Consider the following 14,704-nt stretch of genomic DNA (forward strand, 5'->3'; position numbering starts at 1 on the left):
CTGCGCGACGCCCGAACCGGCGTATGATCGCGACGCCACTCGCGCAACGTTTGACGCCACCGCTTCTCCATCATGCCGTTTTCCGATCCCGCCGATTCCGACGCCGCCGCCGCGTCGCTTCCCGCCGCTCTCGTCGCGTCCGCCGTCGACGCGCTCGCGCGCGCCGACGCCTTGCTCGTCACGGCCGGCGCGGGCATCGGCGTCGATTCCGGGCTGCCCGATTTTCGCGGTACGGACGGTTTCTGGCGTGCGTATCCGGCACTGCGCCACGAGCGTTTCGAGTTCCACGAGATCGCGTCGCCGCACGCGTTTCGTGCGCGTGCGCCGCTCGCATGGGGGTTCTACGGGCACCGTCTCGCGCTCTACCGCGCGACGGTGCCGCACGCGGGCTTCGCGATCCTGCGTCGCTGGATCGACGCGATGCCGAACGGCGGCTTCGTGCTGACGAGCAACGTCGACGGCCAGTTCCAGAAAGCCGGCTTCGATCCGGCGCGCATCGTCGAGATTCACGGTTCGATTCATGCGATGCAGTGCCTGCGACCGTGCACGGACGACACGTGGAGCGCGGCGCCGTTCGTGCCGGTGGTCGACGAAGCGACGTGCCGCCTGGTGGGCGACATGCCGCGCTGCCCGCACTGCGGCGGGCTCGCGCGGCCGAACATCCTGATGTTCGGCGACACCGGCTGGCTCGGTGCGCGCTACGGCGCGCAGGAGCGCGCGCTGGAAGACTGGATCGCGCAGGCGGGGCGTGTCGCCGTGGTCGAGATCGGCGCGGGCACCGCGATTCCGACCGTGCGCCTGCTGAGCGAACGGCTCGGTGCCGACGTGATCCGCATCAACGCGCGCGAAGCGCATGCGCGCCGCGCGGACGTGATCGGGCTGAAGGGCGGTGCGCTGGCGACGCTGAACGCGCTCGATCGCGCGTGGCGCGGCGGCTGAGCACCGCGCCTCGTATCGATTGGCCGACGTCGCGCGATTGCGGCCGCGCGACGAGCGCCTGCACGAGCGCCGGCGCGCTGCCTGCCGGTTCGGGCCGCCGGCATTGCCGGTGCGGCGCGATTCCGCATACAGTTCAGCGTAGGCCGCGTCCGCCGCGCGGCGCCGTCAGTGAGGAGTGCCCTTGTTCTATTCGATCGTCGCGATCTTCGTCGGCGCCGGGCTCGGCGCGTTGCTGCGCTGGTGCCTGAGCCTCACGCTCAACGCGTTCTTTCCCGCGGTGCCGCTCGGCACGCTCGCGGCGAACCTGCTCGGCGGCTACGTGATCGGCGTGGCTGCGGTCGTATTCACGGTTCGCGTCGGGTTGCCGCCGGAGTGGCGGCTGTTCGTGATCACGGGCTTTCTCGGCGGTCTCACGACGTTCTCGACCTATTCGGTCGAAGTGATGACGCACGCGCTCGAGGGCGAATTCGGATGGGCGTTGACGGTGGCTGCCCTACACTTGACTGGATCGTTCGCGCTGACGGCGCTCGGCATGTGGACCGCGCGCGCGTGGCTGGCTGCGGCCTGAGCGGGGCCGCCATCGGAGGGAGCGATGGACAGGGTCTTGTTGCGCTTCTATGTGCACGAGCAGCACCGGCTGCACTGGAAGCCGCTGTGGGAATGGCTGCTGGAAGAGGCGAACCGGATGGGCGTCGCGGGCGGTTCCGCGTTTCGCGCGATGGCCGGTTTCGGCCAGCATCGCGTGCTGCACGAGGATCGCTTCTTCGAACTGCAGGGTTCGCTGGCGGTCGAGGTGGAATTCATCGTCACCGAGGACGAAGCGCAGCGGCTGCTCGAGCGGCTGTCGCGCGAGAAAGTGCGGGTGTGCTACGCGATGATGCCCGCGCAGTTCGGCGTGATCGACACGCTCGGCGCACCGCCGGCGCAGGGGCCGGCGGCGTAGGGCGTCGCGCCGATCAGATGCCGAACATCGTCAGCGACACGGCGGCGCGCGTGACGATCATCAGCAGCACCTGCACGATCACGAACAGCAGGATCGGCGACAGGTCGATGCCGCCGAGATTCGGGATCACGCGGCGCAGCGGGTTCAGGAACGGCGCGGTGAGCTGGTAGAGGATCGGCATCGCCGGCGAGCGCGGGTTGAGCCACGACAGCAGCGCCATCAGGATCGTCATCCAGATCACGAGGTTGAGCGCCCACTTCACGACGGTGAGCAGCGCGACCACGACGAGCGTCGCGATCACGGCGGCCGGATCGAAGCCGGCCATCACGACCATCAGCACGACGTAGACGAGCGCGGTGAGCAGCGCGGCGACGACGCTGGCCCAGTCGATGCCGCGTACGCCCGCGATCACGCGGCGCAGCGGCAGCACGAGCCAGTTGGTCGCCTGCAGCACGGCTTGCGTGACGGGGTTGTACGGCGGCACGCGGACGGCCTGCATCCAGACGCGCAGGATCAGCGCGGCGCCGAATAGCGTGAAGACGGTATTGAGCAGAAAACGGGCGATCTCGCCGAACATCGTTGGCATCCTTTTTATACAGTCAGTAGCGTGCGGCCGCCAACGCCGGTTGGCGGCGCATCGGCCGACACCTTATCACGCCTCGTCGCGCGACGGGGAGGGGCGCGCGGCCACCCGTGCGAGCGAGGTTTCGACGGCTTCGGCCAGCGCCGGCAACGACGCCGGCGGTGTCGCGCGCTTTGCCGCGAGCGCGACCGCGCGGCGCGTCAGCAGCGCATACAGCGCCGCGTGATCGCCGCCGCGCGCCTCGAGCAGCGCGAGCTGGCGCTCGACGATGCCCGTGTCGCCGCGCGACACCGGGCCCGACAGCGCATTCGCGAGCCCCCTGTCGCGCGCGGTCTCGATCGTGCCGGCGAGCATCGGCAACAGCGCACGCAGCGCGGCGTCCTCGTCGAACCCGAGGCCGCGCCACAGCTCGACCGCTTCCGACAGCCCGCACAGCGCGAAGCTCGCCGCGTAGTGCGCGGCCGCGTGATACAGCATCCGGCCGCCGGCCGGGATCGACAGCGGATGGCAGCCGAGTGCGGCGGCAAGTCGCATCAGCGCCGCGTGCAGCGCGCCGTCCGCTTCGATCGTGACCGAGCAGCCGTCGATGCGCGCGAGGTCGGCGTCGGTGCCGCCGAACAGATAGAGCGGATGAAAGCCGCCGGTGGCCGCGCCTTGCTGCTTCGCCGGATCGAGCAGCGCGACCGCCGACGCGCCGCTGCAATGGACGAGCGCCTGACTGGCGGCGCGCGATGCGTCGAAGCGCAGTGCGGCGGCGCTCGACGCGAGATGATCGTCGGGCGTCGTCAGGAAGATCAGGTCGGCGGCGTCGACCACCTGCTGCGCGGTGTCGACCGCGCGGCAGCCGTCGATGCGCGCGGCGAGGCCGGCGGCCGACGCGGGCGTGCGGCTCGCGATCGCGACGACCGGGAAGCCGGCCTGCGCGAAGCGCTGCGCGACACAGCGCGCGAGGCGGCCGGCGCCGATGAAGCCGAGGCGGGGTGGGTCCGGAAGGGGCATGGCAGCGGATGTAAGCAAAAACGAAGCAACCGCCAGTATCGCAGGAATGACGGCGGTGTCGTGGAAGGCCGGTTGCGGAGCGGTCGCATGTATGAATTACCGGTAGGCGCGGCGATCTGTACGCAGGCCGACGGCCGGTATCGCAGCGGCGTCAGCATCATGGAATCCGACCCCGAAATGCCACGCGCCTGCCTCCCGCTTGAAACGTCGGCATCTTGTCTCGAATTTGTAATCGTTCATTACGCATGCCGGCCGGTTGCACGCGCCGGATCCGGTAAGACTGACCGGCCGTCGTGTTGCGACCCGACTCCTCGGACGGAATCGCGCGACCCGCAAGGGTCATCGCCCGCACCGGGCGCCGCGCCGCGCGGCGGCTCCGGCCGCGTGCAATTGCAATTTGCAACAAATGCACGATACGCGCGGGGCGGGTTTTCGCTACATTGCTTGCATGCGACGTGCATGCCCGCCGTTGCCGACAGGAGCGCCTAAAATACCGCTCCAGCAGGAGAATCGAAGTGAAAAAGCTCATTCCGTTCATCGCCGCCGCCGCGCTGGGCCTGGGTGCCGCAAGCGCCGCGCAGGCTCACGTGTCGATCGGGGTCGGCATCGGTATCCCGGTCGCACCCGCGTATCCCGTCTATGCACCGCCGCCGCCCGTGTACTACGCGCCGCCGCCTCCGCCCGTGTACTACGCGCCCGCGCCGGCCTACTATGCGCCGCCGCCCGCCGTGGTCGTCGGCGGTTACTACGGTCGCCCGTACTGGCGCCATGGTTATGGCGGCTGGGGCCATCACGGCTACTGGCGTCGCTGATTCGTCCCGCGCGGCCTGACCGCGCGTGGCAAAACGGCGCAACGTCCCGCGAGGGGCGCTGCGCCGTTTTTCTTTGGGGGCGGCGATACCGTGCCCGGCTCGCGCAGGGCGGCCGCGATTACACCGCGTGCACGATCAGGTCGCGGTAGCCGCCGACGATCACGCTGTACGAGAAGTACGCGAACAGCAGCGCGGACGCGATGTGGCAGGCCCGCATCAGCCCGGCGCCCGCGCGCTTGCGGCCCTGGCTCGCGAGCGTGCACATGAACAGCGTCCATGCGAGGCCGCCGAGGAAGAAGCCCGACAGGAACACCGACGCGGTCGCCGGGGTGGTCGCACCGGCTTTCGCGATCAGCGCGCCGCCGACCGCCGCGAACCACAGGATCGCGCTCGGCGACGACATCGCGAGCAGCATCCCGCGCAGAAAGCTGCGCCGCGCGCTCGCCCGCGGCTGGGGGGCGTCGTCTGCTTCGTCGCCAGCCGCCTTGACCGGCGTCAGCGCTTCACGCGCCATCTTCCACGTGAGGAACAGCAGCACCGCGCCGCCGCCGATCCACACGATCCAGCGCACGGGTTCGAACTGCAGCAGCACGGCCATTCCCGCGAGCGCGAGCGCCGCATAGACGAGATCGCCGACGCACGACCCGAGGCCGAGCCAGAAGCCCGGCCGGAAGCCGTGCGATAGCGTGAGCGACAGCATCGCGACGTTCACGAGGCCGATGTCGAGACACAACGATAGCGACAGAAAGAATCCGTCGGACAGCATGGACGCGGGCGGAAAGCTCATCTTCTGGGTGCTTGCGGCGATTGCGATGCGCGAGCCGGCGGGCGCCGGCCGCCTGGCGTCAGAGGCCGATCTCCTGCCACAGCCGGTCGACACGCGCCTTCACGGCCGCGTCCATCTCGATCGGGCGGCCCCATTCGCGGCTGGTTTCGCCCGGCCACTTGTTGGTCGCGTCGAGCCCCATCTTCGAGCCGAGTCCGGCCACCGGCGACGCGAAGTCGAGATAATCGATCGGCGTGCTGTCGACCATCACCGTGTCGCGCACGGGGTCGACGCGCGTCGTGATCGCCCAGATCACTTCCTTCCAGTCGCGGATGTTCACGTCCTCGTCGACGACCACGATGAACTTCGTATACATGAACTGCCGCAGGAAGCTCCACACGCCGAACATCACGCGCTTGGCATGGCCCGCGTAGCTCTTCTTCATCTGGACGATGGCCATCCGGTAGCTGCAGCCTTCGGGCGGCAGGTAGAAGTCGGTGATTTCCGTGAACTGCTTCTGCAGCAGCGGCACGAACACCTCGTTGAGCGCGACGCCGAGCACCGCGGGCTCGTCGGGCGGCTTGCCCGTGTAGGTCGAATGGTAGATCGCGTCGCGGCGCATCGTGATGCGCTCGACGGTGAACACCGGAAACCACTCCTGCTCGTTGTAATAGCCGGTGTGGTCGCCGTACGGCCCTTCGAGCGCGTGCTCGTACGCGGCCGCCGCGTTGCCGGCCGGGCGCGGCGGCGCGCCGGCTGGAGCGGGGGCAGGGGCGCCGTCCTGCGGATGAATGAAGCCTTCGAGCACGATCTCCGCGCGCGCGGGCACCTGCAGCGTGTCGACGCCGGGCGTCAGGCACTTCGCGAGCTCCGTGCGACTGCCGCGCAGCAGGCCGGCGAACTGATACTCGGACAGCGAATCGGGCACCGGCGTCACCGCGCCGAGCGTGGTGGCCGGATCGGCGCCGAGCACGACCGCGACCGGATACGGCTTGCCCGGATTCTGCAGCGCGAACTCGCGGAAATCGAGCGCGCCGCCGCGGTGCGCGAGCCAGCGCATGATCAGCTTGTTGCGGCCGATCAACTGCTGGCGGTAGATGCCGAGGTTCTGGCGTGACTTGTTCGGCCCGCGCGTGACCGTCAGGCCCCACGTGACGAGCGGCCCCGCATCGCCGGGCCAGCAGGTCTGGATCGGCAGCTTGTTCAGGTCGACGTCCGCGCCTTCCCAGACGATCTCCTGGCACGGCGGCGACGACACCGACTTCGGCGCCATGTCCCACACCGCCTTCGCGAGCGACAGCAGCTTGCCGGCATCCTTCAGGCTCTTCGGCGGATCGGGCTCCTTCAGCGCGGACAGCAGGCGCCCGAGGTCGCGCAGCGAGCCGAGCGCGGCATCGTCGCCCGCATCGACGCCCATCCCGAGCGCGACGCGGCGCGGCGTGCCGAACAGGTTGCCGAGCACCGGGAATGCATTGCCGGGCGGCGCGTTGAACAGCAGCGCGGGGCCGCCAGCGCGCAGCACGCGGTCGCACAGCTCGGTCATTTCGAGCACGGGCGACACGGGCTGCGTGACGCGCCGCAGTTCGCCGAGCGCCTCGAGGCGCTGAATGAAATCGCGTAAGTCTTTGTATTTCATGAAGAAGGTCCGGGCCGCCCGTATGCACGGGCAGCGATGGGCGGGCGCAGCGGCCGGCTGCGACCCCGAATCGACCGACGATTTTACCCGGGCAGCCGCACGACCGCCCGGCGGAGAAAAAAGTCGACCGCGCGCAAACCCCCTACGGCACGGGGCTTGCGTTCTGAAGAGTGGTTTTAAATTACTTTTTGTTATAATTTCGAGGTTTTATAGTGTTGACGATCTATAAAACCCTGCTAGAATCCGCTCACATTGGTTGCAGGGTAAAAGGCTTCGAGCCGCCAATCACCGATCTTTGACGCAGCGCGTCACCGTCCGCCGAATCCTGCACGGCGTCTTCGACGGCCTTTGTCGTAGTCCCAGCCAGCGCCACCAGACGCTGGTTTTTTGCGTGGGTGCCACCGCGTATGCCCGCCTCGCCAGTGTGCGAAGGCGCCGGCCCTCTTACACCGTGGCCTCGAACGGTACTTATACCGTTTCCCCGATGCTTGCGCGTCCCAACCAAAGCGCGCGGCGTCGTGATTCCGCGGCGCGTTTTCTGTCTCGCCATCGAGCTGAGCGAGCCGCACGAGTCATGTTCATGGGAGATGATCTGAATGAACGCTTGGTTATCGTGGCGTCCCACTGAGCAGCATGCGCAAATCGTGCGCAACTTGCTGCGTCGCGGGACGCGTGTCAGTCACCATCTATTCAGCGTTGTCGGCTGTCTCGCTGTCGCGGTTGCGCTTGCGCTGTGGCTGCTGCCAACCGTCCGCGGCACGCTCGCCGCGAAGCTGATGCCGGTCGTATCCGCGGCCGTGCAGGCCGGTCCGGCCCGTCTGCTGTCCGGCCATCCGCTGCCGAACTTCGCGCCTGCCGGTGCGCAGCCGCAGCAGGACGATGCGCCCGAAACGGATGCGCTTGCGGTCGGCCTCGATGTCGCACCGGAAGCCACCGCGCAAGGCGTCCAGGGTGATGCGTCCGATCCGGCCCGCAACGGTCCGTCGCCGGTAGCACTGGCCAAGCTGATTCCGATCCAGCGCGTGGCGGCCGATGCCCGCGACGATCGCGCGCTCGCGTCGAACCGGGAACAGGCGCTCGTCGCCACGTATTTGTCGCGCCGTTACCGCGTCGCCCAGGAGCCGCTCGGCCAGCTCGTCAAGGCGGCGTTCCAGACCGGTCGTGACGTCGGTCTCGATCCGCTGCTGCTGCTATCCGTGATGGCGATCGAGTCGGGCTTCAACCCGTACGCCGAAAGCGGTGTCGGCGCGAAGGGCCTGATGCAGGTGATGTCGAAGGTCCATTCCGACAAGTTCGAGTATTTCGGCGGCACCGACACCGCACTGCAACCGCTCGCGAACCTGCAGGTCGGCGCACTCGTGCTGAAGGACTGCATCGCGCGCGGCGGCTCGCTCGCGAACGGCCTGCGCCTGTACAACGGCTCGACGAATCCCGACGACAACGGCTACGGTTCGAAGGTGATGGCCGAGCGCGGCCGCCTGCGCGACGTCGCGCGTGGCCGCAGCGTGCCGATCAACGCACCGCAGGCGCCCGCGCAACCCGCGAAGCCGATCGTCACCGCCGCAGCCGTGACGGCCGCGGCAGGCGGCGCGAAGCGCGTGCATGCGACGCTCGACGGCGCGACGACGGTCAAGGCAGCGCCGAAGGAAGCGGCCCCGCAGGACGACGCGAGCGTCGATACCGCGAAGCAGTCGCACGGCGATCATTCGGAGCTCGGCGCGTAACGTCGCGTTCCGTGCGGCTCCGGCTGGCGCAGATGAAGCGCAGATGAAGAAAAGGCACCCGATTCGGGTGCCTTTTTCTTTTGCGGTGCGGGAAGCGGCCGGCGTGCTCGCCGCGGCGTCAATGCTCGCCGAACAGCGTCGCGAGCCGGTCGACGGCCTCTTCGAGCCGCGAGTAGGCCGTCGCATAGGACAGGCGGATATAGTCGCGCGGGGCATGGACGCCGAAGTCCATGCCCGGCACCAGCACCACGCCTGCGTCGTGCAGCATCGCCTGCGTGAGCGCGGCGCTGTCGCCGGCCGCCGGGTGGGCGACGCCGCCGCAATGCGCATACACATAGAACGCGCCGTCCGGCATCACCGGCACCGTGAAGCCGAGCCGCTCGAGCGCCGGTGCGATGAAATCGCGGCGGCGCTTGAATTCGAGCCGGCGCGTTTCGTAGATGTCGAGCGTGGCCGGTTCGAAGCAGGCGAGCGCCGCGTGTTGCGCGAGGGCGGACGGGCAGATGAACAGGTTCTGCGACAGCTTCTCGAACGTGCCGACGAGGGCTGGCGGCACGACGAGCCACCCGAGCCGCCAGCCGGTCATGCTGAAATACTTCGAGAAGCTGTTCACGGTGATCACGTCGTCGCCGAACGACAGCGCCGACACGGGGGCGGCGTCGTAGCTGAGCCCCTGGTAGATCTCGTCGACGATCGTGAAGCCGCCGCGTGCGCGCACTGCTTCGACGATCCGCTTCAGTTCGTCCGGTTCGAGCGACGTGCCGGTCGGGTTCGACGGCGACGCGAGCAGCACGCCGCGCGTGCGGTCGTTCCAGTGCGTGCGGACGTCGTGCTCGGTGAGCTGGAAGCGCGCGTCCGGGCCGCTCGGCACGAGCACCGGACGGCCTTCGGCCGCCGCGACGAAGTGCCGGTTGCACGGGTATGACGGGTCGGGCATCAGCACTTCGTCGTCGCGGCCGACCAGCGCGAGGCACGCGAGCAGCAGCGCGGCCGATGCGCCGGCCGTCACGACGATCCGCTCGGGGCTGATCGTGAGGCCGTACGCGTGTGCATAGTGCGCGGCGATCGCCTCGCGCAGCGGCGCAATCCCGAGCGCGCTCGTGTATTGCGTGACGCCGCGGCGCAGCGCGGCCGCCGCGGCCTCGACCACCGGCTCCGGCGCGGTGAAATCCGGCTCGCCGATGCCCATGTGGATAACATCGCGCCCCAAGGACTCGAGCCGCTGTGCCTCCTTCATCAGTTCCATCACATGAAAGGGCTGGATCGCGTCGACGCGTGCGGCGAGCGTGACGAGCGAATCGGCGGTGGTATTCATCGGCGGGCAGGGCGGAGGGAGAAAGGAATGAAAAACGGGCGCTTGCGCGCCCGTGGACCAACCAACGGTATCAGCCGTTGCGACGCGCCTGCGTTTCGGCGGGGCGCAGCTTCGCGGCCAGCTTGTCGAGCACGCCGTTCACGTACTTGTAGCCGTCGGAGCCGCCGAACGTCTTCGCGAGTTCGACGGCTTCGTTGATGATCACGCGGTACGGCGTTTCGACGTGGTGCGTGAGCTCGAACGTCGCGATCAGCAGCACCGCGCGTTCGACCGGCGACAACTGATCGATCGGACGGTCCAGCGACGGCGCCAGCGCTTCGACGAGCGTCGCATGCTCGCGGATCACGCCGTGCAGGATCGCTTCGAGCAGTTCCTTGTCAGCCTTGTCGTAACCGAGCGCGCCGCGCAGTTGCGCGTCGATCTCGCCGGAGGGCGCGTTCGACAGCAGCCACTGATACAGGCCCTGCGTCGCCAGCTCGCGCGATTGTCGGCGGGCGCTCTTCTTCATGCGCGCTCCTCTTCGTCGTCTTCGTCTTCCTCTTCGTCCTCGTCGTCGCCGAGCTGGTCGAGCGCCATCGTCAGGTTGGCCATCTCGACGGCCACGCGTGCGGCGTCACGACCCTTTTCGGTCATGCGCGCGACGGCCTGCTCGTCGTTTTCGGTGGTCAGGACCGCGTTCGCGATCGGCAGGTTGAAGTCGAGGCCGATGCGGGTGATGCCCGCGCCGCTCTCGTTCGACACGAGTTCGAAGTGGTAGGTCTCGCCGCGGATCACCGCGCCGAGCGCGATCAGCGCGTCGAACTGGCCGCTTTCGGCGAGCTTTTGCAGCGCGAGCGGGATTTCCAGCGCGCCGGGCACCGACACGAGCAGCACGTCTTCACCGGTGACGCCGAGGCGCTCCAGTTCTTCGACGCACGCGTCGGCGAGGCCGTTGCACACGGGTTCGTTGAAGCGCGATTGCACGATGCCGATACGCAGGCCGTCGCCTTCGAGATTCGGTTGGTATTGTCCGATTTCCATGATCTGGTCCGTGGTGTGGATGAACGGTTATAGGGCGAAAGCGCCGTGGCGGGTTACGCGTGGGACGCCGGGCAGGACTTGGCTTCGCCGCCGGGCATCGGAATGAAGCCCGTGACTTCGAGGCCGTAGCCGGACATGCTGCCCAGCTTGCGCGGATTCGACAGCACCTGCATCTTGCCGACGCCGACATCGCGCAGGATCTGCGCGCCGATGCCGAACGTCTTGAAATCGACCGGCCGGCGCTTGAGCGCAGCGGCCTTTTCTTCCTCGTCGAACGCCTTGAAGACGTCGATCAGGTGTTCCTTCGTATCGCCGCAATTGAGCAGCACGATCACGCCGAGGTCGCGCTCCGCGATGTCGCGCATCGCGGCGTCGAGGGTCCACGAGTGGGTCGACACGCCCGTTTCGAGCAGGTCGAGCACCGACAGCGGCTCGTGCACGCGCACCGGCGTATCGACGTCGGGCGACGGGGCGCCGCGCACCAGCGCGATGTGCGGCGAGCCGCTCGGCTGGTCGCGGTACAGCACCGCGCGGAACGTGCCGTGCGCGGTCTGCATCGTGCGCTCGGCGATCCGCTCGATGATCGATTCGGTGCGGCTGCGGTACTGGATCAGGTCGGCGATCGTGCCGATCTTCAGGTTGTGTTCCTTCGCGAATTCGATCAGGTCCGGCAGGCGCGCCATCGTGCCGTCGTCCTTGATGATCTCGCAGATCACCGCGGCCGGCGTGAGGCCCGCGAGCGCGGTGAAGTCGCAGCCGGCCTCGGTGTGGCCGGCGCGCACGAGCACGCCGCCCGGCTGCGCCATGATCGGGAACACGTGGCCCGGCTGCACGATGTGCTCGGGGCGCACGTCGTGCGCGACCGCCGTGGCGATCGTGTGCGCCCGGTCGGCGGCCGAGATGCCGGTCGTCACGCCTTCGGCCGCTTCGATGCTGACCGTGAACGCGGTGCCGTACTGCGTGCCGTTGCGGTAGGTCATCAGCGGCAGGTGAAGCTGCTTGCAGCGTTCCTGCGTCAACGTCAGACAAACCAGGCCGCGGCCGTACTTGGCCATGAAGTTGATCGCTTCCGGTGTGACGAATTCGGCGGCGATCACGAGGTCGCCCTCGTTTTCGCGGTCTTCTTCGTCGACCAGGATCACCATCCGGCCGGCTTTCAGCTCGGCGATGATGTCGAGCGTGGAGGCGAGCGTCATAAGGGGGCGAGAAAGAGGAAAGTGCGTATTTTACGCCAGCCGGACGGCGTTTCGGCTGGCGCGGGCCGCGCGGGGCCCGCGCGTGCTCCGGAAAGCGCTGCGGCCGGCCTGCGCGCGGGCGCGGACGGTTGCGGGCCGGGCGTTGCCCGGCCGCGCGTCACGCTTGCTCGTTGCGCCCGCCGAGGTAGTCCAGCTTGCCGAGCTCGACGCCGCTGTGGCGCAGGATGTCGTACGCGGTCGTCACGTGGAAGAAGAAGTTGGGCAGCACGAAGTTCAGCAGGTACGACTGGCCGGTGAACTCGATCGGGCCGACGCGCATCTTCAGCACGATCTGGCGCGTCTCGCTGCCGTCGATCTGTGCGGCGTCGAAGCTTTTCAGGTAGTCGATCGTCTTCTGGATGCGCGCGTGCAGCTCGTCGAAGCTCTGCTCGACGTCCGGGTAGCTCGGGATCTCGGCGCCGGCTAGCCGCGCGGCGCAGCCCTTCGCCGTGTCGGTCGCGATGTAGACCTGACGGACGAGCGGCAGCATGTCCGGGTAGAGGCGTGCGCCGATGAATACCGACGGGTCGATCTGCTTTTCGGCCGCATGCGCCTGCGCCTTGCCGAGGATGTGCTGCAGGTTGGTGAGGCCGCGGATCAGGACGGGCAGCGAAGCCTGGTACATCGAGATGGACATGGGGACGAACTCCTGTGGGAAGAGGCGCGGCCGCGATGCGGCGCGTCGTGCGTGGCGGCGTGGAAACCGCTGTCGACGCATCTTAGCGCGACGGCATGACCCGTGCGCGTCGTTGGCTGTTCGGCCAGGTGTCGGCTGGCCCGACGGCCATCGACCGAACGCGATTCCGATGCAAGCGTGTCGGATGGCCGGCGACGGAGTGGCACGGCACGAAGTAGGGCGGGATCCCTGCTCGGCGCGGCCTGCTCGGCCGACGCCGACGATTGATGCGGCGGCCGGCCGCACCGTCGGCCGTCATTCCCTGTACAGGACGCGGCGGCGCTGCCCGGTCAGTCCTGATGCACGCCCTGCGACGCCGATAGCATCCGCTCCACATAGCGCGCGATCATGTCGACTTCGAGGTTGACCTTGTCGCCGGCCTTCACGTGGCGCAGCGTCGTGACGTCGACCGTATGCGGAATCAGGTTGATCGAGAATTCGCAGCCGTCCGCGCGATCGTCGACCGCATTCACGGTCAGGCTCACGCCGTTCACCGTGATCGAGCCCTTGTACGCGAGATAGCGGCCGAGTTCGCGCGGCGCGACGATTCGCAGTTCGTGCGACTCGCCGACCGGCGCGAAGCGCGACACGGTACCGAGTCCGTCCACATGGCCCGATACGATATGCCCGCCAAGGCGGTCGTGCGCGCGCAGCGCCTTCTCGAGGTTCACCTCGCCGGGCTGCGCGAGGCCGACCGTCCGGTTCAGGCTTTCGCGCGACACATCGACGTCGAACGTGGTGTCGGTCTTCTCGATCACCGTCATGCATGCGCCCTGGATCGCGATGCTGTCGCCGAGCGCGACATCGGCCAGGTCCAGCCCGCCGGCCTGCACGGTCAGGCGCACACCGGCGTCGGCCGACGTGCCGAGCGGGGCGATCGATTCGATGCGGCCGACGGCCGCGACAATTCCGGTAAACATCGTGACGATTCCGTTCAGTGAGAGGCGTCGGGCGGCGCGATACGCGCGAGGATCCGCAGATCGTCGCCGATCCGCTCGATACCGTGGAACGACAACCGGGTACGTGCATCGAGACTGGCCGGCGCGGCGAGATCGAACATGCCGGCCGCGTCGGCGCCCAGCAGGCTCGGCGCCAGATACACCAGCAATTCGTCGACGCACCGTTCGCGCAGCAGCGAACCGTTCAGCTTGTGGCCGGCCTCGACGTGCAGTTCGTTGACGCCGCGCGCGCCGAGCGCCGCCAGCATCGCGGGCAGGTCGACCTTGCCGTGCGCATTCGCGAGCGGCACGATTTCCGCGCCGCGCGACTTCAGCACGTTCGCGCGTAGTTCGCCTGCGGCGTCGAGCCGGCCGCAGAAGATCAGCAGCGGCGCGCCTTCGAGCAGCCGCGCGTCGAGCGGCAGGTCGAGGCGGCTGTCCACCAGGATGCGTTGCGGCTGACGCGGCGTGTCGATACCGCGCACGGTCAGCAGCGGATTGTCCTCGCGCACGGTGCCGATGCCGGTGAGGATCGCGCACGCGCGGGCGCGCCACGCGTGGCCGTCGAGGCGCGCGGCCTCGCCGGTGATCCACTGGCTTTCGCCGGACGGCAGCGCGGTGCGGCCGTCGAGCGACGCGGCGGTCTTCATCCGCACCCACGGGCGGCCACGCGTCATCCGCGACACGAAGCCGATGTTCAGTTCGCCGGCCTCATGCGCGAGCAGCCCGCAGCGCACGTCGATGCCGGCGTCGCGCAGCATTCCGAGGCCGCGCCCCGACACCTGCGGGTTCGGGTCTTCCATCGCCGCGACCACCTTCGCGACGCGCGCGTCGATCAGCGCGTTCGCGCACGGCGGCGTGCGGCCGAAATGGCTGCACGGTTCGAGCGTCACGTAGACGGTCGAGCCCGCGACGTCGTAGCCGCGCGAGCGCGCGTCCTTCAGCGCCTGGACTTCCGCGTGGTCCTGGCCGGCCGGCTGCGTGAAGCCTTCGCCGATCACGTCGCCGTCCTTGACGATCACGCAGCCGACGCGCGGATTCGGCGCGGTCGTGTACATGCCGCGCGCGGCGAGCGCGAGCGCGCGCTGCATGTGGGCGAAATCGGTATCCGAGAACAT

Annotated in this window: 16 protein-coding genes; 5 read left to right on the top strand and 11 right to left on the bottom strand. The window is 68.6% G+C overall.

Annotation, left to right across the window (positions count from 1 at the left end):
- Positions 1-72: 72 nt before the first annotated feature.
- From H0X90_RS12935 to H0X90_RS12945, 3 genes are all read left to right on the top strand, one after another.
- On the top strand, positions 73-939 hold the full coding sequence (locus tag H0X90_RS12935; RefSeq protein WP_034200891.1) for a Sir2 family NAD-dependent protein deacetylase: 867 nt from the start codon (positions 73-75) through the stop codon (positions 937-939).
- A gap of 181 nt (positions 940-1,120) precedes the next feature.
- Entirely contained in the window at positions 1,121-1,507 is a 387-nt protein-coding gene (gene crcB / locus H0X90_RS12940; RefSeq protein WP_077190922.1) for a fluoride efflux transporter CrcB, read from the top strand.
- A 24-nt stretch (positions 1,508-1,531) separates the two neighbouring features.
- Positions 1,532-1,882 (top strand): DUF190 domain-containing protein, encoded by a 351-nt coding sequence (locus H0X90_RS12945; RefSeq protein WP_034200890.1) that lies wholly within the window; start codon positions 1,532-1,534, stop codon positions 1,880-1,882.
- 13 nt (positions 1,883-1,895) lie between these two features.
- On the opposite strand, the gene H0X90_RS12950 is transcribed toward H0X90_RS12945, so the two are convergent.
- Together H0X90_RS12950 and H0X90_RS12955 are read right to left on the bottom strand one after the other, a co-directional pair.
- Entirely contained in the window at positions 1,896-2,459 is a 564-nt protein-coding gene (locus H0X90_RS12950) for a YggT family protein (protein WP_006488584.1), read from the bottom strand.
- Between the two features lie 75 nt (positions 2,460-2,534).
- Positions 2,535-3,464: a Rossmann-like and DUF2520 domain-containing protein gene (locus tag H0X90_RS12955; protein ID WP_077190921.1), complete on the bottom strand. Its 930-nt coding sequence runs from the start codon at positions 3,462-3,464 to the stop codon at positions 2,535-2,537.
- A gap of 515 nt (positions 3,465-3,979) precedes the next feature.
- On the opposite strand from H0X90_RS12955, the gene H0X90_RS12960 reads away from it, so the two are divergent.
- A complete protein-coding gene (locus H0X90_RS12960) occupies positions 3,980-4,276 on the top strand; it encodes a hypothetical protein (protein ID WP_006488565.1) in 297 nt (98 codons plus the stop codon).
- 118 nt (positions 4,277-4,394) lie between these two features.
- On the opposite strand, the gene H0X90_RS12965 is transcribed toward H0X90_RS12960, so the two are convergent.
- Positions 4,395-5,063: a LysE family translocator gene (locus tag H0X90_RS12965; protein ID WP_048985380.1), complete on the bottom strand. Its 669-nt coding sequence runs from the start codon at positions 5,061-5,063 to the stop codon at positions 4,395-4,397.
- 58 nt (positions 5,064-5,121) lie between these two features.
- Positions 5,122-6,678: a UbiD family decarboxylase gene (locus H0X90_RS12970; RefSeq protein WP_058901927.1), complete on the bottom strand. Its 1,557-nt coding sequence runs from the start codon at positions 6,676-6,678 to the stop codon at positions 5,122-5,124.
- Positions 6,679-7,274: 596 nt separating this feature from the next.
- Here H0X90_RS12970 and H0X90_RS12975 point away from each other — a divergent pair.
- Positions 7,275-8,402, top strand: a complete 1,128-nt coding sequence (locus tag H0X90_RS12975) for a lytic transglycosylase domain-containing protein (RefSeq protein WP_006496604.1) — start codon at positions 7,275-7,277, stop codon at positions 8,400-8,402.
- Positions 8,403-8,520: 118 nt separating this feature from the next.
- Here H0X90_RS12975 and H0X90_RS12980 read toward each other — a convergent pair whose 3' ends face one another.
- The 7 genes from H0X90_RS12980 to ribD form a co-directional block, all read right to left on the bottom strand.
- Complete coding sequence (locus H0X90_RS12980) at positions 8,521-9,717, bottom strand: pyridoxal phosphate-dependent aminotransferase (RefSeq protein WP_006484249.1); 1,197 nt, start codon at positions 9,715-9,717, stop codon at positions 8,521-8,523.
- Between the two features lie 70 nt (positions 9,718-9,787).
- The gene (nusB, locus tag H0X90_RS12985; RefSeq protein ID WP_006476662.1) at positions 9,788-10,225 is read right to left on the bottom strand and encodes a transcription antitermination factor NusB; all 438 of its coding nucleotides are present in this window, start codon (positions 10,223-10,225) and stop codon (positions 9,788-9,790) included.
- The gene (gene ribH, locus H0X90_RS12990) at positions 10,222-10,737 is read right to left on the bottom strand and encodes a 6,7-dimethyl-8-ribityllumazine synthase (RefSeq protein WP_006476661.1); all 516 of its coding nucleotides are present in this window, start codon (positions 10,735-10,737) and stop codon (positions 10,222-10,224) included. Before ribH ends, nusB begins: the two co-directional genes overlap by 4 nt.
- A gap of 53 nt (positions 10,738-10,790) precedes the next feature.
- The gene (ribBA, locus tag H0X90_RS12995; RefSeq protein WP_006496602.1) at positions 10,791-11,933 is read right to left on the bottom strand and encodes a bifunctional 3,4-dihydroxy-2-butanone-4-phosphate synthase/GTP cyclohydrolase II; all 1,143 of its coding nucleotides are present in this window, start codon (positions 11,931-11,933) and stop codon (positions 10,791-10,793) included.
- 157 nt (positions 11,934-12,090) lie between these two features.
- Positions 12,091-12,609: a DUF1993 family protein gene (locus H0X90_RS13000; protein ID WP_006484244.1), complete on the bottom strand. Its 519-nt coding sequence runs from the start codon at positions 12,607-12,609 to the stop codon at positions 12,091-12,093.
- 329 nt (positions 12,610-12,938) lie between these two features.
- Positions 12,939-13,568 (bottom strand): riboflavin synthase, encoded by a 630-nt coding sequence (locus H0X90_RS13005; protein ID WP_006484245.1) that lies wholly within the window; start codon positions 13,566-13,568, stop codon positions 12,939-12,941.
- 14 nt (positions 13,569-13,582) lie between these two features.
- Positions 13,583-14,704: a bifunctional diaminohydroxyphosphoribosylaminopyrimidine deaminase/5-amino-6-(5-phosphoribosylamino)uracil reductase RibD gene (gene ribD / locus H0X90_RS13010; RefSeq protein ID WP_006496600.1), complete on the bottom strand. Its 1,122-nt coding sequence runs from the start codon at positions 14,702-14,704 to the stop codon at positions 13,583-13,585.

Source organism: Burkholderia sp. 9775_39, assembly GCF_015712225.1.
Lineage (GTDB): Bacteria > Pseudomonadota > Gammaproteobacteria > Burkholderiales > Burkholderiaceae > Burkholderia > Burkholderia cenocepacia.

Excerpts from the sequence above, each read along its gene's own strand:
- ribD (WP_006496600.1), bottom strand. The coding sequence starts at position 14,704 with ATGTTCTCGGATACCGATTTCGCCCACATGCAGCGCGCGCTCGCGCTC.
- H0X90_RS12945 (WP_034200890.1), top strand. The coding sequence starts at position 1,532 with ATGGACAGGGTCTTGTTGCGCTTCTATGTGCACGAGCAGCACCGGCTG.
- nusB (WP_006476662.1), bottom strand. The coding sequence starts at position 10,225 with ATGAAGAAGAGCGCCCGCCGACAATCGCGCGAGCTGGCGACGCAGGGC.
- H0X90_RS13005 (WP_006484245.1), bottom strand. The coding sequence starts at position 13,568 with ATGTTTACCGGAATTGTCGCGGCCGTCGGCCGCATCGAATCGATCGCC.
- H0X90_RS12955 (WP_077190921.1), bottom strand. The coding sequence starts at position 3,464 with ATGCCCCTTCCGGACCCACCCCGCCTCGGCTTCATCGGCGCCGGCCGC.
- H0X90_RS12975 (WP_006496604.1), top strand. The coding sequence starts at position 7,275 with ATGAACGCTTGGTTATCGTGGCGTCCCACTGAGCAGCATGCGCAAATC.
- H0X90_RS12970 (WP_058901927.1), bottom strand. The coding sequence starts at position 6,678 with ATGAAATACAAAGACTTACGCGATTTCATTCAGCGCCTCGAGGCGCTC.
- H0X90_RS13000 (WP_006484244.1), bottom strand. The coding sequence starts at position 12,609 with ATGTCCATCTCGATGTACCAGGCTTCGCTGCCCGTCCTGATCCGCGGC.
- H0X90_RS12950 (WP_006488584.1), bottom strand. The coding sequence starts at position 2,459 with ATGTTCGGCGAGATCGCCCGTTTTCTGCTCAATACCGTCTTCACGCTA.
- H0X90_RS12980 (WP_006484249.1), bottom strand. The coding sequence starts at position 9,717 with ATGAATACCACCGCCGATTCGCTCGTCACGCTCGCCGCACGCGTCGAC.
- H0X90_RS12965 (WP_048985380.1), bottom strand. The coding sequence starts at position 5,063 with ATGAGCTTTCCGCCCGCGTCCATGCTGTCCGACGGATTCTTTCTGTCG.
- ribBA (WP_006496602.1), bottom strand. The coding sequence starts at position 11,933 with ATGACGCTCGCCTCCACGCTCGACATCATCGCCGAGCTGAAAGCCGGC.
- H0X90_RS12935 (WP_034200891.1), top strand. The coding sequence starts at position 73 with ATGCCGTTTTCCGATCCCGCCGATTCCGACGCCGCCGCCGCGTCGCTT.
- ribH (WP_006476661.1), bottom strand. The coding sequence starts at position 10,737 with ATGGAAATCGGACAATACCAACCGAATCTCGAAGGCGACGGCCTGCGT.